Source organism: Streptomyces sp. NPDC005811 (assembly GCF_040630405.1).
Taxonomy (GTDB): Bacteria; Actinomycetota; Actinomycetes; order Streptomycetales; family Streptomycetaceae; genus Streptomyces.
This window is the reverse complement of the sequence record NZ_JBEXXK010000020.1, coordinates 39278-60346: the sequence shown is the minus strand read 5'-3', so window position 1 is coordinate 60346 and position 21069 is coordinate 39278. Positions and strand designations below refer to the sequence as shown.

Annotated in this window: 18 protein-coding genes and 1 pseudogene; 15 read left to right on the top strand and 4 right to left on the bottom strand. The window is 69.8% G+C overall.

Annotated features, from left to right (window positions below):
* Positions 1-498: 498 nt before the first annotated feature.
* On the bottom strand, positions 499-2730 hold the full coding sequence (locus tag ABZ490_RS22385) for an alpha-L-fucosidase (RefSeq protein ID WP_358992630.1): 2232 nt from the start codon (positions 2728-2730) through the stop codon (positions 499-501).
* A gap of 461 nt (positions 2731-3191) precedes the next feature.
* Between ABZ490_RS22385 and ABZ490_RS22380 the strand changes: the two genes are divergently transcribed.
* The 13 genes and pseudogenes from ABZ490_RS22380 to ABZ490_RS22320 form a co-directional block, all read left to right on the top strand.
* Positions 3192-4256, top strand: a complete 1065-nt coding sequence (locus ABZ490_RS22380) for a sugar ABC transporter substrate-binding protein (RefSeq protein WP_358992628.1) — start codon at positions 3192-3194, stop codon at positions 4254-4256.
* Positions 4257-4301: 45 nt separating this feature from the next.
* Positions 4302-5864: a sugar ABC transporter ATP-binding protein gene (locus ABZ490_RS22375; RefSeq protein WP_358992626.1), complete on the top strand. Its 1563-nt coding sequence runs from the start codon at positions 4302-4304 to the stop codon at positions 5862-5864.
* Positions 5857-6897 (top strand): ABC transporter permease, encoded by a 1041-nt coding sequence (locus ABZ490_RS22370; RefSeq protein WP_358992624.1) that lies wholly within the window; start codon positions 5857-5859, stop codon positions 6895-6897. The genes ABZ490_RS22375 and ABZ490_RS22370 overlap by 8 nt, the downstream gene beginning before the upstream one ends.
* 95 nt (positions 6898-6992) lie before the next feature.
* Positions 6993-8306, top strand: a complete 1314-nt coding sequence (locus ABZ490_RS22365; protein ID WP_358992622.1) for an L-fuconate dehydratase — start codon at positions 6993-6995, stop codon at positions 8304-8306.
* A complete protein-coding gene (locus ABZ490_RS22360; protein WP_358992620.1) occupies positions 8299-9186 on the top strand; it encodes an amidohydrolase family protein in 888 nt (295 codons plus the stop codon). The genes ABZ490_RS22365 and ABZ490_RS22360 overlap by 8 nt, the downstream gene beginning before the upstream one ends.
* Positions 9177-9614, top strand: coding sequence for an RbsD/FucU domain-containing protein (locus ABZ490_RS22355; protein ID WP_358992618.1), 438 nt, complete (start codon positions 9177-9179; stop codon positions 9612-9614). The genes ABZ490_RS22360 and ABZ490_RS22355 overlap by 10 nt, the downstream gene beginning before the upstream one ends.
* Positions 9611-10654, top strand: coding sequence for an alcohol dehydrogenase catalytic domain-containing protein (locus ABZ490_RS22350; RefSeq protein ID WP_358992616.1), 1044 nt, complete (start codon positions 9611-9613; stop codon positions 10652-10654). The genes ABZ490_RS22355 and ABZ490_RS22350 overlap by 4 nt, the downstream gene beginning before the upstream one ends.
* Positions 10651-11412: an SDR family NAD(P)-dependent oxidoreductase gene (locus ABZ490_RS22345; protein WP_358992614.1), complete on the top strand. Its 762-nt coding sequence runs from the start codon at positions 10651-10653 to the stop codon at positions 11410-11412. The genes ABZ490_RS22350 and ABZ490_RS22345 overlap by 4 nt, the downstream gene beginning before the upstream one ends.
* Positions 11409-12038: a bifunctional 4-hydroxy-2-oxoglutarate aldolase/2-dehydro-3-deoxy-phosphogluconate aldolase gene (gene eda, locus ABZ490_RS22340; RefSeq protein WP_358992612.1), complete on the top strand. Its 630-nt coding sequence runs from the start codon at positions 11409-11411 to the stop codon at positions 12036-12038. Before ABZ490_RS22345 ends, eda begins: the two co-directional genes overlap by 4 nt.
* Complete coding sequence (locus ABZ490_RS22335) at positions 12035-13105, top strand: sugar kinase (RefSeq protein WP_358992610.1); 1071 nt, start codon at positions 12035-12037, stop codon at positions 13103-13105. Before eda ends, ABZ490_RS22335 begins: the two co-directional genes overlap by 4 nt.
* A 69-nt stretch (positions 13106-13174) precedes the next feature.
* The gene (locus ABZ490_RS22330) at positions 13175-14188 is read left to right on the top strand and encodes an aldo/keto reductase (RefSeq protein ID WP_358992811.1); all 1014 of its coding nucleotides are present in this window, start codon (positions 13175-13177) and stop codon (positions 14186-14188) included.
* Positions 14179-14901, top strand: a complete 723-nt coding sequence (locus tag ABZ490_RS22325) for a FadR/GntR family transcriptional regulator (RefSeq protein ID WP_358992608.1) — start codon at positions 14179-14181, stop codon at positions 14899-14901. The genes ABZ490_RS22330 and ABZ490_RS22325 overlap by 10 nt, the downstream gene beginning before the upstream one ends.
* Before the next feature lie 155 nt (positions 14902-15056).
* A pseudogene (locus ABZ490_RS22320) lies at positions 15057-15257 on the top strand (IS5/IS1182 family transposase); the annotation flags it as partial.
* A 91-nt stretch (positions 15258-15348) separates the two neighbouring features.
* Here ABZ490_RS22320 and ABZ490_RS22315 read toward each other — a convergent pair.
* Together ABZ490_RS22315 and ABZ490_RS22310 are read right to left on the bottom strand one after the other, a co-directional pair.
* The gene (locus ABZ490_RS22315) at positions 15349-16047 is read right to left on the bottom strand and encodes a fumarylacetoacetate hydrolase family protein (RefSeq protein WP_358992606.1); all 699 of its coding nucleotides are present in this window, start codon (positions 16045-16047) and stop codon (positions 15349-15351) included.
* Between the two features lie 309 nt (positions 16048-16356).
* Positions 16357-17781: an amidohydrolase family protein gene (locus tag ABZ490_RS22310; RefSeq protein ID WP_358992605.1), complete on the bottom strand. Its 1425-nt coding sequence runs from the start codon at positions 17779-17781 to the stop codon at positions 16357-16359.
* Positions 17782-17966: 185 nt separating this feature from the next.
* On the opposite strand from ABZ490_RS22310, the gene ABZ490_RS22305 reads away from it, so the two are divergent.
* The gene (locus ABZ490_RS22305; RefSeq protein WP_358992603.1) at positions 17967-18875 is read left to right on the top strand and encodes a LysR family transcriptional regulator; all 909 of its coding nucleotides are present in this window, start codon (positions 17967-17969) and stop codon (positions 18873-18875) included.
* 806 nt (positions 18876-19681) lie between these two features.
* On the opposite strand, the gene ABZ490_RS22300 is transcribed toward ABZ490_RS22305, so the two are convergent.
* Positions 19682-20071, bottom strand: a complete 390-nt coding sequence (locus ABZ490_RS22300) for a hypothetical protein (protein WP_358992601.1) — start codon at positions 20069-20071, stop codon at positions 19682-19684.
* Positions 20072-20522: 451 nt separating this feature from the next.
* Between ABZ490_RS22300 and ABZ490_RS22295 the strand changes: the two genes are divergently transcribed.
* Positions 20523-20987: a hypothetical protein gene (locus tag ABZ490_RS22295; RefSeq protein ID WP_358992599.1), complete on the top strand. Its 465-nt coding sequence runs from the start codon at positions 20523-20525 to the stop codon at positions 20985-20987.
* Positions 20988-21069: the final 82 nt, after the last annotated feature.

Below are 21069 nucleotides of genomic sequence, written 5' to 3'. Positions count from 1 at the left end.
GGCCGCTGCCGTTGGAAGGTCCGCTTCCGGCTGGAGCCGCCAGCCGTCGTTGTAGCCGATGCGCGTCGCGCCGGGAACGACGAACATTGAAAAACTGGCTGCGCAGGCCCGCAAAAGGAATGGCTACGCTCGAATCCACGACCACCCGGCGGGTCAGCGCGCTCTGGATTACGTCTGCTTCCGTACGCACAACTCGGCGTACGGCCTGGTGCTGATCAGGGACATCGGCGGCGTCGAGGGCGCGGAAGTATTCGCTGTCCGGGAAGCGTTCCCGGTAGTCCGAGCGCGCGACACGTGGCGTCCGGTTGCCTCCCCAGCGGTTCTTCGTCCTGTGGCGAGTTCTGCATGACCTCCAGCGCACGTCCGACGAACTGCGGATCAACAGTTCGTCCCCGCCCGACTCCCCCGCGGAAGACGGTTCCGGACCATGGCCGTACGGCGACTGCGGGGTGCATGGGGATCGCACCACCGCAGCCGCTGGTTGCGCCGGTGTGAGGATCAGAGAGCGGTGAAGGTCCACAGCAGGTTGGTGCTGCTGCCGTAGGTCCACTGCTTGGTGATGGAGCCCGAGGCCACGTTGCCGCCGCCGTCGAGGACCAGGCCGGTGGTGCGGTTGGCGATCGAGAAGCGGCCGTCGCCCCGGTGGGTGATCTTCCACTGCTGGTTGGTGCCGCCGTTCCAGGCTGCCTGACGTGCGGCGGAGCCGTTACCGGTGGCGCCCCAGCCGTCGGCGACCATGCCGTTGGTGCGGTTGACCAGCTTGTAGTAGCCGCCGCCGACCTCCACGGCCTGCCACTGGAGGTTGTTGCTGCCGTCCCAGGTCCACTGCTTGAGGTTGGATCCCGAGGCGACGTTGCCGCCGCTGTCCAGGGCCAGGCCGTCCGTGACGTTCGTGATCCGGACGTAGGTCGACGGGTTGAACTGCACCTTCAGCGAGGTGATCTGGTCGTTGTTGCCGGTGACCCGCAGGTCCGAGTTGTCGGCGGTGAACGTCCAGGACGTGCCGGTGAAGTTGTCGCCCGAGTAGCCGATGACCTGGTAGCCGGGGGCCAGCCGCAGGGAGGAGAGGGCGAGGGTGCCCAGTCCCGCCGCGGTCAGTCCGTCCGCGGTGTAGTCGCCGACGGTGAGCACGGCACTGACGCCGGCGTAGTTCACGTCCCGGTAGGCCACGGCACCGGCGAGGGGGCGGAGGCCGGGGATCTCGCCGGAGAAGGTCAGCTTCAGCACGTAGGCGTTGGCGCTGAACGGCGCCGAGGACGGCAGGGCCACCGTGAGGCCGGTGGAGGTCTGCGTCGGTGTGGCCAGGCTGATGTAGCTACCGGCGGTCGAGTCGAGCAGCTTCACCGAGGTCAACGTGGAGAGGTTGATCCGGTCCGAGCTGAGGGTCTTGATCGTCAGGGAGCTGCCGGGCCAGCCCAGGACGGTGGCGTACAGGACGTTGTTCGCCTTGTTGCGGGTGAAGCGGATGTCCTGTGCCGTGCCGGCCGTCGGGTTGGTGAACGTGCCGCCGCCCATCTTGGTCGGGCCTTCGCCGTACGCGGTCCACGCGCGGGTCGAGTACACCGACTCACCGAAGCGCTGCAGGTAGTCCCCTATGCCGAGCAGGATGTCCTTCTGCGCCTGGGGGATGGTGCCGTCGGCCATCGGCGCGATGTTGAGCAGCACGTTGCCGTTCTTGCTCACCCGGTCGATGAATGAGTGCAGCATCTGCTGGGTGCTGTAGTAGCCGATGCCCTGTGTGTAGCACCAGCTGCTGCTGGAGATGCTGTCGTCGGTCAGCCAGTACGGGGCGGTGAGGTCCGCCGGGCCGCCGCGCTCGAAGTCGAAGACCTCGCCCTTGGCGTCCATGCCGTCCTTGTAGGTGGCGACGACCTCTTTGCCCCAGCTGTTGGCCTGGTTGTAGTAGTAGGAGAGGAAGTTCAGACGCTGTGCCTCGTCGACGGCGTCCAGCTTGAAGTCCTGCCAGAGGATGTCGGGCTGGGCCAGGTCGATGACCTCCTTGAGCTTGTCGTACCAGAGCTGGTTCTCCGCCGTGGCGCCCAGCTGGCCGTAGAGCTTCTTGAGGCTGGGGTCCGTCTGGGCGGGTGCGTACTGGTAGAAGCCGTTGTAGTTGTAGGCGTGGTGCATGGCCACGAGCAGCTTGAGGTTCTTGGCGCGGATGGCCGTGGTGAAGAGCTGCAGCAGGTTCAGGCCCGGGCCCTTGTCGACCGCGTTCCACTCGTTGACCTGGCTGTCCCACATGGAGAAGCCGTCGTGGTGCTCGGCGACCGGCCCGGCGAACTTCGCGCCCGCGTCGACGAACAGCTGGGCCCACTCGTCGGGGTCGAAGTTGCCGCCCGCCGACTTCAGCTTCGGGGCGAACTTGACCGTGTTGCCCGCGAGGTCCTGCGCTCCGTTGATGAAGTTGTGGTACGGCCATGCCGAGGGCTGACCGTAGGTCGCGATGTGGTGCTTGTTGGCGTTGCTGCCGCCCGCGTACATGTTGCGCGGGTACCACTCGCTCTCGTAGGCGGGGACGCTGAAGACACCCCAGTGGAAGTAGATGCCGAACTTGGCGTCCTGGAACCACTCCGGGGCCGGCGGGTGCTGGTCCACCGAGTTCCAGTCGGGCGTGTAGGTGCTGGGAGCCGCCTGAGCGCCGCCCGCGCCGAACAGTCCTCCGGCGACGGCCGCCGCGGCCACGAAGGTGGCACCGGCCAGGAAGTGGCGTCTGTTGATCGAACTCGACATGGGACATCCCTGATGCGGAAGGAGAGGGGAAAGGCAGGGAGAGAGGGGTCGGCGCGGCTCTCGGAGCCCAGAGCGCCGGTTGTTACGCATGAAGGTCTGCCATGTGACCCGGAGATGTCAACGGGTGTACGGGGATGAATACATCCGACGGGGCGTCACTTTGTCGCTTATCATACCTTTCATCCGCATTGCACTCACTCAGACATGCCATGTCTACGGCGATCCATACAGCTAACACTCACCGCGACATGGACATGATTGATGGGATGCTTCCCCTCCCGTGACGCCACCCCCTCACTCCCGGGCATGTCGCTACCTGCATCTTTATCAAAGGTCGAGCGAGGGACTAGACGGTGAACCCGAGACATGGCTATAAACATCCCATCTCTACAGCGCGGCGACGCACAGATGTCGCCGGGGCGAATCGTCTCCCGCTACGGGACCAGCGCGAGGAAGTACCGATGAGACTCAGAACCGTCCTCTGTTCCACCGCCTCAGCCCTGTCCGCACTGGCGCTGCTCAGCGCGTGCGGCGGCGGCTCCAGCACCTCGGCATCGTCGACGGGCACGCCGCTGGTCGGCGTCGACTACCCGCGCTCCGACACCGACTTCTGGAACTCGTACATCAAGTACACGCCCGAGTACGCCAAGGAGCTCGGCCTCTCCCTCAAGACCACCAACTCGCAGAACGACGTCGCCAAGCTGACCGCCAACGCGCAGACGTTCATCAGCCAGGGCGTCAAGGGCCTCGCGATGGCTCCGCAGGACACCGCCGCCATCGCACCGACGCTGGCGCAGCTGGAGGCGAAGAAGATCCCGGTCGTCACCGTCGACACCCGCCCCGACAGCGGCAAGGTCTACATGGTCGTCCGCGCCGACAACCGCGCCTACGGCGAGAAGGCCTGCCAGTTCCTCGGCACGAAGCTGAACGGCAAGGGCAAGGTCGTCATGCTCGAGGGCGGCCTCGACTCCATCAACGGCCGGGACCGCACCGAGGCGTTCAACGACTGCATGAAGAAGAACTACCCGGACATCAAGGTGCTCGGTGAGGCCACCAACTGGGACGGCGCGGTCGCCGCGCAGAAGCTCCAGACCGACCTGACCGCCAACCCGGACATCAAGGGCGTCTACATGGAGTCCAGCTTCGCCCTGTCCGGCACGCTCCAGGTGCTCAAGCAGAAGGGCCTGCTGGTCGACCCGAAAGACGAGAAGCACGTCTTCATCGTGTCCAACGACGGCATCCCCGAGGAGCTGAAGTCCATCGCCGAGGGCAAGATCGATGCCACGGTGTCGCAGCCTGCTGACCTCTATGCCAAGTACGCCCTGTACTACCTCAAGGCCGCGATCGACGGGAAGACGTTCAAGCCCGGCAGGACCGACCACGACAGCACCATCATCCAGGTCCGTCCGGGTCTGCTCGAGGACCAGCTCTCCGCTCCGCTCGTCACCGCCGACGGCGGCACCTACGGCGGCGTGCCCAGCGTCAAGAGCGACGACACCTCCCTGTGGGGCAACAACCTCGGCTGATCCCTCATTCAGAATGCAACAGCTCACGAACACAAGGCGGTTGAGATGAGCGACGGGGAGCGAGCAGTGACCCCCGCATCCGCCCCGACGGACGGTGGGCGGGTCCTGGTGGACCCGCCCGTCGTCGAAGCGACGGGCATAGTCAAACGATTCGGTCCGACGGTGGCGTTGAACGGTGCCAGGATCACCATCCGAGCCGGCGAGACCCACGCGCTCGTCGGCCGCAACGGGGCCGGCAAATCGACGCTGGTGTCGGTCCTGACGGGCCTTCAGGCTCCTGACCAGGGAACGGTCACCTTCGGTGGCGAGCCCACCCCACGGCTTACGGACCGGGATGCCTGGCGCCAACGCGTCGCCTGTGTCTACCAGAAGTCGACGATCATCCCGACCCTGACGGTCGCCGAGAACCTCTTCCTCAACCGGCACGAGCGCGGCGGCAACCGACTGATCAGCTGGCCGGGCGTACGCCGCCGGGCTCAGGAGCTGCTGGCGACCTGGTCGGTCGACGTCGACCCGCAGACCTCGGCGGGTGATCTCAACGTCGAGCAGCGCCAGTTCGTGGAGATCGCCCGGGCGCTGTCCTTCGGGGCGCGGTTCATCATCCTCGACGAACCGACCGCCCAACTCGACGGTGCTGCGATCAACCGGCTCTTCGACCGGATCCGCGACCTTCAGCGCCAGGGCGTGACCTTCCTGTTCATCAGCCACCATCTGCAGGAGGTCTACGAGATCTGCGACATGGTGACGGTGTTCCGCGACGCCCGGCACATCGTGACCGCACCGGTTGCCGAACTGCCTCGCACGGAGCTCGTCGCGTCGATGACCGGCGAGGCGGCGGCCGACCGGCGCTCGGAACGGGCGAGCACTCTCGATACCGGTACCACGGCGGCGCTCACCCTGACGGGGTTGAGCGGTGCCTCCTACGAGGACGTCACATTCCAGGTGTGCGCCGGGGAGATCGTTGGCCTTGCGGGTGCTGCGGGCAGTGGTCGTACGGAGGTCGCCGAGACCGTCGTAGGACTGCGCGCGGCCGCGTCCGGAGACGTGGAGATCGCCGGGCGGAGGCCCCGGCCCGGGAGTGTGCCGGCCGCGCTCGCCGCCGGTGCCGGGTTCGTCCCGCAGGACCGGCACCACCAGGGCTTCGTGCCCGACATGTCGATCGCCGACAACGCCACGCTGTCGGTGCCGAAGCGCCTCGGCCCCAACGGGTTCCTGAGCCGCAGCCGCCGGGACCGGCTCGCCGAGGGCATGATCGAGAACCTGGCGATCAAGACGCCGGGACCCGAGCTGCCCGTCTCCGCCCTCTCCGGCGGCAACCAGCAGAAGGTCGTCATGGCCCGCGCCCTGGCCGACGACCCCCGGCTGCTGATCCTGATCAACCCCACCGCGGGCGTGGACGTGCGCTCCAAGGAGTTCCTCCTCGGCAAGGTCGAGGAGACCGCGGACACCGGGACCGGAGTGCTCATCGCCTCCGACGAACTCGACGACCTGCGCATGTGCGACCGCGTCCTGGTGATGTTCCAGGGCCGCGTGACGACAGAGATAGCCCGCGGCTGGCACGACCACGAGCTCGTGGCCGCGATGGAAGGAGTGGACCTCCATGCCTGAATCCGCCCTCGCGGAGGCGCCCGCACCCAAGGCCTCAGAGCCTCAGGCCAAGCGGACCGCGTTGCTCGGTGGCCGGATACCCCTGGCCCGGCTGCGTGACCTCGCCCTCGTACCGGCGATCATCGCGATCGCGGTCGTCGGGCAGATCGTCAACCCGGTGTTCCTGCAGACGGACAACCTCATCAACGTCCTGCAGACCATGTCCGAGATGGCGCTGCTGGTCCTCGCCCAGACGATGATCCTGATCGTCAAGAAGATGGACCTCTCGCTGGAGTCCACCATGGGCCTCGCCCCCGGTGTCGCGGCCTGGCTGACCATCGGCAGCGCCGGCCACGGCCTCGGCCTGCTCCCCGGCGCCTGGTCCGTCCCCCTCACCCTCGCCGTCGGCGCGCTCGTCGGCGTGGTCAACTCGCTGCTGATCATCCGGTTCGGCCTCAACGGCTTCATCGTCACCCTGGGCATGCTGATCGTGCTGCGCGGCATCCTCACCGGCATCTCCGGCGGCCAGACCTTCTTCCAGCTCCCGCCCTCGATGCTCTACCTCGGCACCACCGAATGGTTCGGCATGCCCGCCTCGATCTGGATCTGCCTGACGCTGTTCGCGATCGCGATCGTGGTGCTCGGCTGGACCAGCTTCGGCCGCTCGCTCTACGCCATCGGCGGCAACGTCGACGCGGCCAGGGCGGCCGGCATCCGCACCGACCGGGTGCTGTGGATCGTCATCGTCGCCGGCAGTGTCCTCGCCGCGGTCGCCGGGCTGCTGCTCTCCGGGCGGCTCGCCTCGGTCGCCTCCGCGCAGGGCAACGGCTACATCTTCACCGTCTTCGCCGCGGCCGTCATCGGCGGCATCAGCCTCAACGGCGGCAAGGGCACCATGTTCGGGGCGTTCTGCGGCATCCTCCTGCTCTTCATGATCCAGAACGTGCTCACCCTGGCCGGAGTCCCCGCCCAGTGGATCGGCGCCCTGAACGGCCTCATCATCCTGGTCGCCCTGGCCATCTCACGCATCACGGGCGGCAAGGTCCAGGAGTGAACACTGTGGCCGTCGAGGCCGCCGCTGATTCTCCGCCGTTCCCCCATCACGTCGCAGGGGCTGTGCTCTCCCCTGCCTGCACAGGAGTTGCTGCCATGTCCTCTGCTGCCCGCATCACCGCCCTGGACGTCCTCGACGTGCGGTTCCCGACGTCGGAACACCTGGACGGCTCGGACGCGATGAACCCCGAGCCCGACTACTCCGCCGCCTACGTCGTCCTGCGCACCGACGCCACCGACGGACTGGAGGGCCACGCCCTCGCCTTCACCACGGGACGCGGCAACGACGCCCAGGCCGCCGCCATCGCCACCCTCGCCCCCCACGTCGTGGGTCTGACCGTCGAGGAGGTCTGCGGCGACCTCGGCAACTTCGCCCGCACCCTCGTCCACGACCCCCAACTGCGCTGGCTGGGACCGGAGAAGGGCGCCATCCACATGGCCACCGGGGCCGTCGTCAACGCGGCCTGGGACCTCGCCGCCAAACGCGCGGGCAAGCCCGTCTGGCGCTTCCTCGCCGACATGAGCCCCGAGGAACTGGTCGCGCAGGTCGACTTCCGCTGGCTGTCCGACGCCCTCACCCCCGCGGACGCGCTGCAGATCCTGCGCCGCGCCGAACCCGGCCGCAACGAACGCATCGCCCACCTCCTCCAGCACGGCTACCCCGCCTACACCACCACCCCCGGCTGGCTCGGCTACTCCGACGAGAAACTGGCCCGCCTGGCCCGCGAGGCCGTCACCGACGGCTTCACCCAGATCAAACTCAAGGTCGGCGCCGACCTGGACGACGACATACGGCGCATGCGCACCGCCCGCGAAACCGTCGGCGACGCCATCCGCATCGCCGTCGACGCCAACCAGAGATGGGACGTCCAGCCCGCCATCGACTGGATGCGCGCCCTCGCCCCCTACGACCCGTACTGGATCGAGGAACCCACCTCCCCCGACGACATCCTCGGCCACGCCGCCGTCCGCCGGGCCCTCACACCCATCAAGGTCGCCACCGGCGAACACGTCGCCAACCGGGTCGTCTTCAAGCAACTCCTCCAGGCCGGCGCGGTGGACATCGTCCAGATCGACTCCGCACGCGTCGGCGGCGTCAACGAGAACATCGCCATCCTGCTGCTCGCCGCCAAATTCGGCACCCCGGTCTGCCCCCACGCCGGCGGCGTCGGCCTGTGCGAGATGGTCCAGCACCTGTCGATGTTCGACTACATCGCCGTCTCCGGAACGCTGGAGGACCGCGTCATCGAATACGTCGACCACCTCCACGAACACTTCATCGACCCCGTCCGCATCGCCGACGGCCACTACCTCGCCCCCACCCTCCCCGGACTCAGTGCCCAGATGCACCCCGACTCCATCAAGGAATACGTGTACCCCGACGGCCCGGTCTGGTCCGCCCGTGTCTGACACCCCGGGACTCGTCGATTCCCACCATCATGTGTGGGACCTGGGCCACCGTCCCCAGCCCTGGCTGGACGAACCCGGCCACGAGCCCATCCGCCGCACCTTCGGCCCCGAAGACCTGCGCAGCTCCGCGACCCGGACCGTCGCCGGACGGACCCTGACCCGCACGGTGGTCGTCCAGTGCGTCACCTCGGTTCCCGAGACCCAGGAACTGCTCGCCCTGGCTGCCGAAGACCCCCTGATCGGCGCGGTCGTCGGCTGGGCCGACCTCACCTCCCCCGCGGTGGGGGACATACTCGACGACCTGCGGTCGGGGCCGGGCGGGCGTTACCTGCGGGCGGTACGCCACATCGTCCAGGGCGAATCGGACCCCGAGTGGCTGCAACGACCGGACGTCGAGCGGGGATTGGGGGTGATGCAGGGACTCGGGCTCGGCTACGACCTGCTCATCCGCGCCCACCAGTTCCCGCAGGCCATCCGTCTCGCGCAACGCTTCCCCGGACTCCCGCTTGTCCTTGACCACGCCGGGAAGCCGCCCGTCGCCGGACACGATCTGACCGACTGGGAGCGGGCGGTACGCGCGCTCGCCGGTTGCCCGCAGGTGCGCTGCAAGGTCTCCGGGCTGATCACCGAGGCCGACTGGGAGACCTGGTCCCTCGACGACATCCGCCCGGTGTGGGACGTCCTGCTCTCCGCCTTCGGCCCCGACCGGCTGATGTTCGGCTCCGACTGGCCCGTCTGTGTCCTCGCGGGCGGCTGGAACCGGTGGGCCGCCGCCGTCGAGGAGCTCCTGGCCGACTGCTCGGCCGACGAAGCCGCAGCGGTCCTCGCCGGGACCGCGACCGACTTCTATCGCCTGAGGATGGGGACGTCATGCTCCTGACCGAACTGCTCCACCCCGGCATCCTGCAATCCCTGGCCGGCGCCGGTCACGGCGCCCGCGTCCTGCTCGCCGACGGCCACTATCCGGCGAGCACGGCCACCGGCCCGCGCACCAGAACCGTCCATCTCAACCTGGCACCGGGCCTGCTGGACGTCACCACCGTGCTCGACGTCCTACTGCGGGCCCTGCCCGTCGAGTCGGCTCACGTGATGGTGCCGCCCGAGGGCGAGCCGGAGCCGCCCGCCATCGCCGAGTACCGCTCGATGCTGGCGCCCCTCCCCGTCGAGATGCTCGGCCGCTTCGCGTTCTACGACGCCGCCCGCTCGCCCGACGTGGCACTGGCCGTCGTCACCGCCGACACCCGCACCTACGCCAACCTGCTGCTGACCATCGGCGTCCGCGCTGAAGGGACCCTGACCACACGATGACACTCGCAGTCCACTACCTCGCCGCCCGAACCCTGGACACCGCGCCCGCCGAGCCCTCCCCGCCCGGCCCCGGCGAGGTGCAGCTGGCCCCCGCATATGTCGGCATCTGCGGCACCGACCTGCACATCTTCCACGGCGACATGGACGCCCGGGTCACCACGCCCGCCGTCCTCGGGCACGAGATGTCCGGCCGGATCGTCCGCGTCGGACCGGGCGTCGAGGGATGGCAGCCCGGGGACGCGGTCACCGTGATGCCCCTGCGCTGGGACGACAGCTGCCCGGCGTGTCTGAAGGGCCATCAATACATCTGCCAGCACCTCGATTTCATCGGCATCGACTCCCCCGGCGCGATGCAGCAGCGCTGGAACGTGCCCGCCGCCACGCTCGTCCGGCTGCCCGAGTCCCTCGCTCTGGACCGGGCCGCCCTCGTCGAGCCGACGGCGGTCGCCGTGCACGACGTCGGCCGGGCCCAGGTGCGCGTCGGCGAGAAGGCCGTCGTGGTCGGCGGCGGCCCCGTCGGCATCCTCATCGCGCTGGTCGCGCGGGGCGCGGGCGCGGAGGTCCGGGTCGTGGAACTGAGCGCCCACCGCAGGCTGCTGGCGGCGGAGTTGGGGCTGACGGCCTGGAACCCGGCCGACGACGACGTGCCCGCGCTGGTCGGCGAGTGGACCGGCGACGCGGGCGCGGACGTCGCCTTTGAGGTCTCCGGCGCGGCGGGCGGTGTGGACACGGCGGTCGATGTGCTGGGGGTGCGCGGCCGGTTGTGTCTGGTCGCCATCCATCCCCGGCCCCGGGAAGTGAACCTGCACCGCTTCTTCTGGCGCGAACTGACCCTGATCGGTGCCCGGTTGTACGATCGCGCCGACTTCGAGAAGGCCGTCGCCTTGGTCGCCGACGGGACGATCCCCGCAGACCGGCTGATCAGCAAGGTCGTCCCACTGGCCGAGGCGCCCTTGGCCTTCGAGGCGCTGCAGGGCGGCGGCGACGTCATGAAGATCCTCGTGGACTGCGGCAACGACCCGACGGGAGCCCTCGCATGACCCCCTTCGACCTGACCGGGCGGCTGGCCGTCGTCACCGGCGCTCGACGGGGCATCGGCCGGGCCATGGCCCGTGCACTCGCCGAGGCCGGCGCGGACGTGATCGGCGTCAGCGCCACGCTGGAGGAGTCCGCCAGCGACGTCGAGCAGGACGTCGTCGCCGCGGGACGCAGCTTCGAGGCCGTCCGCACCGACTTCGCCGACCCCGACGCCGTACGGGCCTTGGGCGCGGACCTCGCCGGACGCGAGCGGCCGGTGGACATCCTGGTCAACAACGCGGGGACGATCCGGCGTGCGCCTGCCGCCGAACACCCCGACGACGACTGGGACCTGGTCCTGCAGGTCAACCTGGGCGCCCAGTTCGCGCTCACCCGGGCGGTGGGCGCGGCAATGGTGGCCCGCGGCCAGGGGAAGATCATTTTTACGGCGTCGTTGCTCAGCTTCCAGGGCGGCATCACCGTCCCCGGCTACACCGCCGCCAAGCACGGCATCGCGGGTCTCACCAAAGCCCTGGCCAACGAGTGGGCTCCGCACGGCGTCAACGTCAACGCCATCGCGCCGGGCTACATCGCCACCGACAACACCCAGGCGCTGCGGGACGACCCCGTGCGCAGCAAGGCGATCCTGGACCGCATTCCGGCCGCACGCTGGGGCAGCGCCGACGACCTCGGGGGCGCCACCGTCTTCCTCGCCTCGGCCGCCGCCGCTTACGTCCACGGAACCGTCCTGCCCGTCGACGGCGGATGGCTGGGCAGATGACCGCCGGCTTCGACTCCGTGTTGAACGGCGCCCGGATCCTGCCGGTGCTGACCGTTCCCGATCCGGCCACGGCCGGTCCGCTGGCCGATGCGCTCGCGGCGGGCGGCGCCCAGTGCGCCGAGGTAACCTTCCGCACCCCGGACGCCGAGCAGGTACTCCAGGCGATGGCCGCCCACGGCGGGCTGACCGTCGGCGCCGGCACGGTCGTCACCACCGAGCAGGCGGAGCGGGCGGTGGACGCCGGAGCCGCCTTCGTCGTTTCCCCCGGATACGACGAGGAGGTCGTCGCGCGGTGCCGGGCGCTGGGAGTGCCCGTGGTGCCCGGTGTCGCCACCGCCACCGAGCTGATCCGCGCCCTGCGCGCCGGCCTCGACACCGTCAAGCTCTTTCCCGCCGAGCCGCTGGGTGGTCTGCGGACGCTCCGAGCGCTCGCGGCTCCCTTCCCGGGGATGCGGTTCGTGCCGACCGGCGGGATCGACGCCTCGCGGCTGCCCTCCTACCTCACCGACCCGGCGGTCCTCGCCGTCGGCGGCAGCTGGATGGCCACGCCCGCGCACCTGGAGCGGGGCGAGTACGCGGAGATCCGTCGGCTCACCGCTGAGGCCGTTGAAAGGAGCACGCCGTGATCGACGTGGTGGCCCTGGGCGAGGTGATGCTCCGCTTCGACCCGGGCGAGGGCAGGATCAGCACCACCCGCACCTTCCGGGTCTGGGAGGGCGGGGGCGAGTACAACGTCGTACGCGGACTGCGCCGCTGCTTCGGACTGCGCACGGCCGTGGTGACCGCCCTCGCCGACAATCCGGTGGGCCGGCTCGTCGAGGACCTGATCCTCCAGGGCGGGGTCGACACCTCCCTGATCCGCTGGGTGCCCGACGACGGCATCGGCCGCACCTCCCGCAACGGCCTCAACTTCGTCGAGCGCGGCTACGGCATCCGCGGCGCGCTCGGCGTCAGCGACCGCGCCCACACCGCCGTGTCCCAGCTGCGCAAGGGAGACGTCGACTGGGACGCGGTCTTCTCCTCGGGTCCGCGCTGGTTCCACACCGGCGGCATCTTCGCCGGCCTGTCCGACACCACGGTGGATGTCGCCGACGAGGCCATGGCAGCCGCCCGGCGACACGGTGTGACCGTCTCCTACGACCCCAACTACCGGCCCAGCCTCTGGGCCGACCGCGGCGGCGCCGACCGGGCCCGCGAGGTCGACCTCCGGCTCGCCCGCCACGCCGACGTCGTCGTGGGCGCCCTCGGCCTGGTCGGCGCGCGTCCGGGTGAGGTGCGAGTCCGTGCCGACCAGGTACCGGACGCCCTGGCGCAGGCGGCCGGCCTGGCCCCCTCGGCGTCGGTGCTGTCGACGACGCTGCGGGAGGTACCGTCGGCGGGCGTCAACGACTGGTCCTCGGCCGCCTGGTCGCCCGAAACCGGATATGTCAGCGGCCGCCACATGCCCGGACTGCACGTCCTGGACCGCGTCGGCTCCGGCGACGGCTTCGCCGCCGGTCTGATCCACGGCCTCCTGGCGGGCAGCGCCCCGTGGCCAGAGCACCCGCTGACGGCCTCGCACCTGGAACGGGCCCTCGCCTTCGGGACAGCTCACGGGGCACTCACCATGACCACCCCGGGCGACGTCTCCATGGCCACACTCACCGAGGTCGAGGCACTCATGGCGGGCAGTTCGGCCGCCGTCCGTCGCTGACCGGCCGCTGCCCGGCCCCGACACCCGTACCACCCAGAGTCCCGAGGAGCACAGTTGAGACATCGCAGCATGGGGCACCGGAAGATCGGAGACACCCCCGTCGAGCTGACCGAACTCGGCTTCGGGGCCTCCGTCATCGGCAACCTCTACAGAGTCACCCCCGCGCACGACGCGCAGGCCGCGATCGAGACGGCCTGGGACGCCGGCATCCGCTACTTCGACACCGCGCCCCACTACGGACTCGGCCTCTCCGAACGGCGCCTGGGGGCAGCCCTGCGCGACCGCCCGCGCGACACCTACGTCATCTCCTCGAAGGTGGGCCGCCTGCTCGTCCCCAACGAGCGGCCGGCCGGAATCGACCCAGAGGGCTTCGTCGTCCGCGACGACCTGCGCAGACAGTGGGACTTCAGCCGCGACGGCGTGCTCCGCTCAATCGAGACCACCCTGGAACGCACCGGCCTTGACCGCCTTGACATCGTCTATCTGCACGATCCCGACGCCCATTGGAGGCAGGCCTCCGAGGAGGCCATGCCCGCCCTGGCCGAGCTGCGCGACCAGGGCGTGATCGGCGCGATCGGCGCCGGCATGAACCAGTCCGCCATGCTCGCCCGCTTCCTGCGCGAGACCGCCGCCGACCTCGTGATGCTCGCCGGACGCTACACCCTGCTGGACCAGTCGGCGCTGGACGACGTCCTGCCCGCCGCGCAGGAACTCGGCAAGAGCGTGGTGGCGGTGGGAGTGTTCAACTCAGGGCTGCTCTCCCGGGACCGGCCCGCCGAGGGCATGAAGTACGACTACCAGGACGCCCCACCCGCTCTGGTCGCCCGCGCCCAGGCCATCGCCGACGTGTGCGCGGCACACGGGACCACCCTGCCCGCAGCCGCGATCGCCTTCCCCCACACACATCCCACCGTCATCAACGTCACCCTCGGCATGCGGACTCCGGAGCAAGTCGTGCGAAACGTGGAACTCCAAGATCAGCACATCCCCCAGGATCTCTGGGACGACCTCCGCGCTCAGGGCCTGATCAGGTCGGACATGCCCGAAGGTCACGCCGGCGGGAGGTATTCACGGTGTCTCTGACGGACAAGGCCATAGAACAGATCCGTGAACTGATCCGCACCGGCACCCTGCCTCCGGGCTCGAAGCTCCCGCCGGAACCGGACCTGGCCGCCCAGCTGGGCCTGTCCCGCAACCTGGCCCGCGAAGCGGTCAAGGCGCTGGCCGTCGCCCGGGTCCTGGAGGTCCGGCGAGGCGCCGGCACCTACGTGACCAGCCTGCAGCCACACCTGCTCCTGGAAGGACTGGGCGGAGCGGTGGAGCTGCTCCAGGGCGACGCGGCCGCCGTGCAGGACCTCATGGAGGTACGGCGATTGCTGGAACCGGCGGCGACAGCCCTGGCCGCCACCCGAATCTCGGACGCCCAACTCGCCGAGGTGAAACGGCACCTGGACGCCATGCGCGAGGCCTGCGACGACGTCGAACAACTCAACACCCACGACGCCGCCTTCCACCGCGCCGTCATCACCGCCACCGGCAACGAAACACTCCTCACCTTCCTGGAAGGCATCTCCGGCCGTACCCTGCGCGCCCGCATCTGGCGCGGACTGATCGACGCCCAGGCCGCAGACCGCACCCTCGCCGAACACGAGGCGATCTTCCGGGCCCTCTCCACCCGCGACGCCGCCCTCAGCCAGGCCGCCGCACTCCTCCATGTGAGCAACACCGAACGAGGACTCAGAGAAACCCTGCGCTCAGGCGGCACCCTCCCCCTCACGGCCATGGCCCGCGGATGAGGCACCGCGCCCAACGCGAGGGGCCGTGCGCAGTTGCGCCGCCGGTATCCTCGGACACGACCCCGCCCCTGCACCACAACAGTGACCAAAAGCCCTCGACGGGGTTGTGGTCCGGTGCATGGCCCGGCACCAAGCAGCAGGTGATCCAGCCACGGCTCCTGCCCCTGACCGACAGACTCGGGCAGGTGCGGGGCAAGCGGGGCCGGCCACGGCCCAAGCCCGCACGTTTTACGCCGACGCGGCTACTACCACGACCTCTACCGCCGCCGATTGCACGAGCGCGGCATCACACCGAAGATCCCGCCCGACACGGCCGGCCGCACGGCTCGGGCCTGGGCAAGGTCCGATGGGTTGTCGGGGACGGCAGAACGATCGGCGTAACTCCTGATCAAGGAAGATGCGTCGAGGCGGCCGAGGTCCGCCCGGCGCCTGCGCGACGAGCAGCTCCTAGCGAGGATACGCGCTGTTCACGCCGTCTCGGGCGAGACTTGCGGCGCCCGCGGGATCCATCGCCAGCTGCGGCGTGAGGGAGTCTCGCAGCCCGCTGCCCCGTTGAACGCTGCCGGGGGCGGTGGGGTGCGGTGTGGTCATCGGTGTCCGGTCCGGGGTGCTCGGTGGTCGGGGTGGGAGACGGCCCGCAGGTCGCCGACGGCGCGCGCGGACTGCTCGGTCACGCGGATGCTCTGGGTGCCGGGGTGTTCGACGGTGAGGGTGACGGTGTCGCCGGGGGGCGAGCGGCGGGTGGGCGTCGAGCCCTTCGCGGCCCCACAGTTCGGCGAGGCAGCCGCCGCCGCAGGTGCCCGAGCCGAGGATGTCGCCGTTGCGGACCTCGGTGCCGCGTGAGACGTGGGCGATCATCTGGGCGTAGCTGAAGGCCATGTTGCTCCACCGGTCCTCGCCCACGACACGGCCGTCGACGGCTGCGGTCATCCGCAGGTCGAAGGCGTTGCCCGCGCTGTCCTTGCCCTTGGCCGGGCCCAGGCGTACGTGCATCTCGGCGAACTGCGGATCGCGCGCGGACCAGTCGTTCATGAGGACGTATCCGGCGATATGCGGCTCGGCCTCGTCGACGCTCACATCGCGGCCGCCGCGTCCGACGACGACGGCGGCCTCCAGCTCGAAGTCGAGGCCGGAGCCTCGTACCACCGTGCGGGCGGGCGACGCTCTCGACGTGCCGTTCGAAGGTCATGAAGTCCCGCACGGTCGGCGGTTGCGGGATCAGCGCGCGAAGCCCGCAACTGGCCGTACGGGAGCGGGACATGAGGCGTGCGGAGGGCGTGCTCTGCGGCGCCGCGCAGGTGCCGCGGGTGTCGATCAGGTCGATCAGCCGCACGCCCGGTGGCAGCGGGTGGACGAGGTCGTCGGCATCGAGCACACCGACGCGGTCGCCATCGGGAGCGGCGTAGGTGACGAAACGCATGAGGGGTTTTCCGGAGCGGGGGGTCGGTGACGGTGCTAGGGGGCCTGGTGCAGTTCGGCCGAGGCCGCGACGATGGCGCCCCAGTCCTGCGGTGGCGTACCCGGCAGGGGCCTGCCGGAGGCGGCGATACGGCTGAGGACGCGCTCGGCGCAGGCGTCGGCCTGGGTGAGCAGGCCGGGCAGGTCGGCGCCGGTGAGGTGGCCGTCGCGTTTGGCGAAGCGGCCGGCGACCAGGACGTGACGTACGTCGTCGGGGGTGGTCTGGAAGACGAGGGTCCCGGCCGGGTCCAGGTGCGGGTGCTGGGAGAGACCCGGGCCGCCGGTCACGATGACGTCGGCCTGCTTGCCCGGTGTGAGGCTGCCGATACGGTCCGCCATCCCGACCGCGTCGGCCGCGTTGACGGTGGACCAGCGCAGCGCGTCGTGGGCGGTGATCGAGACGGTGGTGGGGTCGCCGCCGCCGAGGTTGAGCGCCTCGGTGTCGGCCCAGCGCTGGAAGGCCAGTCCCATCCGGGTCTGGGTGAACAGGTCGCCGGTGTTGAGGGAGACGATGTCGCAGGACAGGGTCGGCTCGATGCCGTGACGGCGGGCCGCGGCGAACGCGGGGCGGCCCATGCCCATGTTGAGTTCGGTCTCCACCGAGATCGACAGCTTGGCGCCGTGGTCGGCCAGCAGCTGCCACTCGTGGTCGCTGAGGGTGTTGCAGTGCACGTGGACCTGGTCCGGGCCGAGCAGCCCCGCGGCGGCGAGCTCGCCCACCCCGGCGGGCAGGGACCATACACAGCCGGTGTGCATGACGATCAGCGCGTCCCGCTCCCGAGCGGCCATGATCTCGGCACGGGTGGTGTCGAAGGGCAGCGTGCCGTACTCGGTGAGCGCGGCCCCCAGGGTCACCAGCGCGTCACGGCTGGAGAAGTGCGTGTCGGCGACGCGCCCGAAATCGGCGAGCCGGGAGGCGTGGTCGGCGAAGTGCGGCGGCTTGGCGGGGTTGGACTCGAAGAAGCCGTAGCCGAAGACCGCGCGGATACCGCTCTCGCGCAGGCCGGCGATCGCCGCGTCGGCGTGCTCCGGGGTGTTGTTGCAGTGCGAGAAGTCCAGGATCGTGGTGACGCCCGAGTTCAGCGCGTCCAGGGCGCCCAGCCGGTTGCCCAGGCGTACGTCCTCGGGATCGAAGGCGGGCGAGACACCGAGCCGGACGCCGAAGAGGTAGTCGATCAGGGTCCAGTCGGCACACAGCGCCCGCAGCGGCGTCTGCCAGGTGTGGCGGTGGGTGTCGATCATGCCGGGGGCCACGACGTGCCCCGTCACGTCCACGACCTCCGCCTCGTCGACGGCCAGCTCCGGCGCGACCGCGGCGATCACCCCGTCCTCGATCAGCACGTCGCCTCGCGTCAGGGTCCCCCGTCGCGGGTCCATGGTGAGGACGGTGCCGCCGCGCAGCAGAATGCGGTCCTGGGCCATGCTGGTGACTCCCTTGTCATCCGAACGTCGTGTGAACCACGGGGGCCGCGCCTCCCGTGGCCTCACCTCACCAGAGAGTCCGGGCCGGGATCATCAGCCACATCAGTTCTGAACCGGCCGTGGCCAATGGGTTGACGCAGGCCACCGCGATCACGTAAACGGAGCGGGAGGCATGGAGGTACGCGATGGACATCCGGGCCCTGCGTTATGCGGTGACCCTGGCCGAGGAACTGCACTTCGGCCGGGCGGCCCAGCGCCACTACATCAGCCCCCAGCCCTTCGGCCGCCACATCCAGCGCCTGGAACAGGACCTGGGTGCCAGGCTCTTCGACCGCACCAGCCGCCGCGTCACACTCACCCCTGACGGAGAGCGGCTCATCGCCCAGGCCCGCACCCTGCTGACGGCCCTGGACTCACTCACGAACCGGAACGCGGACGGCCCGTCCGACCCTCAGCACCTCACGCTCGGTGTCCTGGGCTTCGGCCTGGCCGAACGCGGCACGGACCTCCTCCGGGCCGTGCACGATCTCGATCCCGGCATCGCCTTCTCCTACGCCGAGCTGGACCTCGCCGACCAGTACGACGCGATCCGCGGCCACCAGGTCGATGTCGGCATCGTCCAGTACGTCGGCCCCGTCGACGGCCTCGTCTTCCAGCAGGCGCTGACCATGCCGCGGGTCGCCGTCGTCCCCGCCCGCTCCGCGCTCGCCGAAGCGGACCACCTGACCGAGGCCGACGTCACCGACAGCGCCTGGCTGCCCACCGCCTTCCCCAACTCCGCCACCGCGGCCTGGTCAGGGCCCGCCGCCGACGGATCCCACCACCGCGACGCCCTGCGCAGCCCCGCCGCCATCCCCGCGGCCGTCGCGACAACCGGCAGACTCGCGCTGCACGCGGATGCCGCCGGGCGCTTCTACCCGCACCCCGGCGTCCGCTTCGTCCCCCTCGACGGGCCACCCGTGCAGATCGCACTCGCCACCCGCGCCGCCGACGACCGGCCCGCCGTCACCGCCGTCCGGAAGGCCGCCCGCTTCCTGGGCGCGCAGCCTGACCGCCGCCTCACACAGCAGGGCCTGGAGCAACCGGCGGTATAGCCGGTTTCGAGGAGCCGGGGCAGGGACAACAGGTCGCCGGTCGCCACGGGGTGGAGGATTGCGGGGGGCCTGACAGACACAGTCCGGGCTGACTGCCTCTTGAGGCCCCGGCGGGGCAGGCACGTCCGATGTGACGTTTGGGGTGCGCCGGTTCAGTGGCTGGAAGTCGTTCGGCCCGAGCAGAACGCACTGTGCGACGCGTCTCCTGAGAGGCGGTTTCCGGGCGGCGGAGTGGACCGCGGTCGGACCCAACGCACCGGGCCGCAAGGGCGACCGGTCCGCCCGAGAGAGGTCGTTCAGAGTTCCCGCCGGATCACCGCGGAGCTCGGTCGGCAGCACCAGCAGACCCATGGGCTGCGCGGGCGGGGCAACCGCCGCCCACGGCACCTCTGGGCCCAGCCTCGCGGGCGGTCGACGTCGCCTATGGCAGCGTTGAGTCGGTACGACATCTGCGCACGATGACCGCGTTCATAGGGCGTCCACCACCCCCTTCGTCGCTGTCACCAGCTGGGCGAGCGTCGGCAAGTTCCAGTCACGCTCGCTCGGCCGGCATTCCATGGTCGAGCGTGGGATGGCGAGAGCCGCGCCGAGCTCGCCATCGGTCATCATCGCTCGTCTCACGCTGTCGCGAAGGTTGGGCGGTTACCGACGATGAAGGAGGCTTCGGCGCGTAGGCGGGAGTCCTTCGCACGCACGGGTGGGACGTGCCAGCAGGTCGAGTACGTCGATGGCCTAGATGATCATCTCCAAGGGATGCCTGCGGAGGGCGTGGGGTGGGTGGCGGCCGAAGCCACCGCAGCGGGCGGTCAGGCGTGAGGGTCGACGTCGGGGTGCGTGAACCGCACGGGCTTGCCCAGCGACCGGGCGTAGGCGATTTCGGCTCGGGTGCTGTCTCCGACGTAGTCGCCGACTACGAGCACCTCATCAGCGAGCAGGATCTTCGCCCGGTGCAGATCGCCGAGTCGAACCTTCAGCGCCTCGGCCTCGACAGGATCGGACCAGGGTTCGTGCGGCGACTTCATCTCACAGACCGGTTTGACAACAATCCTTCCGGCCTTGGTCTCCCGCAGATCGGCCTCGTTCATCTCGGCCATGAAGCGGGTGGAGCCGCAGATCACGACGATACGCGGGAGGCTCAACAGCTTCTTCGCGTCGGCGAGTTTCTCCTCGGGGGTGAGCCGTTGCGGGTACGACACCGGTTCCTCCTGGTGGTGCGGTCCAAGGGGTGCCTGTGGAGACGAGAGCGAGGGTATCCAGGATCGAATTGTGACGAGCGACGTGGGCACCCTCGCGGCAGCGCTACGCGACGACCGACGGCATGGTGCGGGAGCATCCCGACGTGGCGCCGTGGAGTCCGCCGCTCCGTATTACAGGGTCTCGCGTTCGTCGTCCTTGGCCCCGGTCGGGGCGCAGGCGATGGGCCCGCTCTGAAGGGCGTGGACCAGGTGCAGGCGCGGGCCCCAGAAGAAGCGGCTCCGGCCTGCGTGGAAGCCCCCCGCTGGCTCTGGTGTTCAGGTCAAAGCGGGGATGCAAACACGTCATCCGTGTGCGGAGCGACTTCTTCCGCTCGGCGGTGGTGTCAAAGTTCGGTGGCGGTGCCCAGCCCGGGCACTGTTGGCTGAACTATCTGACTCAAGGAGTTCGCTCGTGAGAAAGAGAGTCGTCACACTTCTCGCAACCGCCGTCATCGCCACCCTGACGCTCGGCAGCCAGGCCGGCGCGGCACCCTCGGACGACGCTCAAGCGGCTGCCGCTGGTACGGCAGCGGTGCGGTCCATACTGGCAAACCAGACTCGCTATGCGCCGTTCACCCTGAGCCGGGGCCAGTCGCTCAGCTCCAACACGGCGCGGTTAACCATGCAGACGGACGGCAACCTCGTCATCTACGACGAGTTCAACCGGGCCCGCTGGGCCTCAAATACCGTCAACCGGGGCTGGTCGGCGACCCTTCAGGGCGACGGCAACTTCGTCGTCTACACGGCCTCCCTCACGCCGGTATGGGCCTCCAACACAGCCGGTCACCCGGGCTCCCGCCTGGTCGTCCAAGACGACGGCAACGTGGTTGTCTACGACGGCAGTCAGGCCGTCTGGGCATCGGGCACAAACCACTGAACCACGTCGCTCGAGGCCGTTGGCGTCGGGCAAGTCGGCTCGGCCCCGTCAAGGGCGCTGCAGTCATGAGTACGGATCGTCC

What these genes read in the sequence shown, in the direction of transcription:
- ABZ490_RS22330 (WP_358992811.1), top strand. Translation starts at nt 13,175, where the DNA reads ATGGGGCACCGGAAGATCGGAGACACCCCCGTCGAGCTGACCGAACTC.
- ABZ490_RS22380 (WP_358992628.1), top strand. Translation starts at nt 3,192, where the DNA reads ATGAGACTCAGAACCGTCCTCTGTTCCACCGCCTCAGCCCTGTCCGCA.
- ABZ490_RS22310 (WP_358992605.1), bottom strand. Translation starts at nt 17,781, where the DNA reads ATGGCCCAGGACCGCATTCTGCTGCGCGGCGGCACCGTCCTCACCATG.
- ABZ490_RS22355 (WP_358992618.1), top strand. Translation starts at nt 9,177, where the DNA reads ATGCTCCTGACCGAACTGCTCCACCCCGGCATCCTGCAATCCCTGGCC.
- eda (WP_358992612.1), top strand. Translation starts at nt 11,409, where the DNA reads ATGACCGCCGGCTTCGACTCCGTGTTGAACGGCGCCCGGATCCTGCCG.
- ABZ490_RS22370 (WP_358992624.1), top strand. Translation starts at nt 5,857, where the DNA reads ATGCCTGAATCCGCCCTCGCGGAGGCGCCCGCACCCAAGGCCTCAGAG.
- ABZ490_RS22365 (WP_358992622.1), top strand. Translation starts at nt 6,993, where the DNA reads ATGTCCTCTGCTGCCCGCATCACCGCCCTGGACGTCCTCGACGTGCGG.
- ABZ490_RS22345 (WP_358992614.1), top strand. Translation starts at nt 10,651, where the DNA reads ATGACCCCCTTCGACCTGACCGGGCGGCTGGCCGTCGTCACCGGCGCT.
- ABZ490_RS22305 (WP_358992603.1), top strand. Translation starts at nt 17,967, where the DNA reads ATGGACATCCGGGCCCTGCGTTATGCGGTGACCCTGGCCGAGGAACTG.
- ABZ490_RS22350 (WP_358992616.1), top strand. Translation starts at nt 9,611, where the DNA reads ATGACACTCGCAGTCCACTACCTCGCCGCCCGAACCCTGGACACCGCG.
- ABZ490_RS22375 (WP_358992626.1), top strand. Translation starts at nt 4,302, where the DNA reads ATGAGCGACGGGGAGCGAGCAGTGACCCCCGCATCCGCCCCGACGGAC.
- ABZ490_RS22385 (WP_358992630.1), bottom strand. Translation starts at nt 2,730, where the DNA reads ATGTCGAGTTCGATCAACAGACGCCACTTCCTGGCCGGTGCCACCTTC.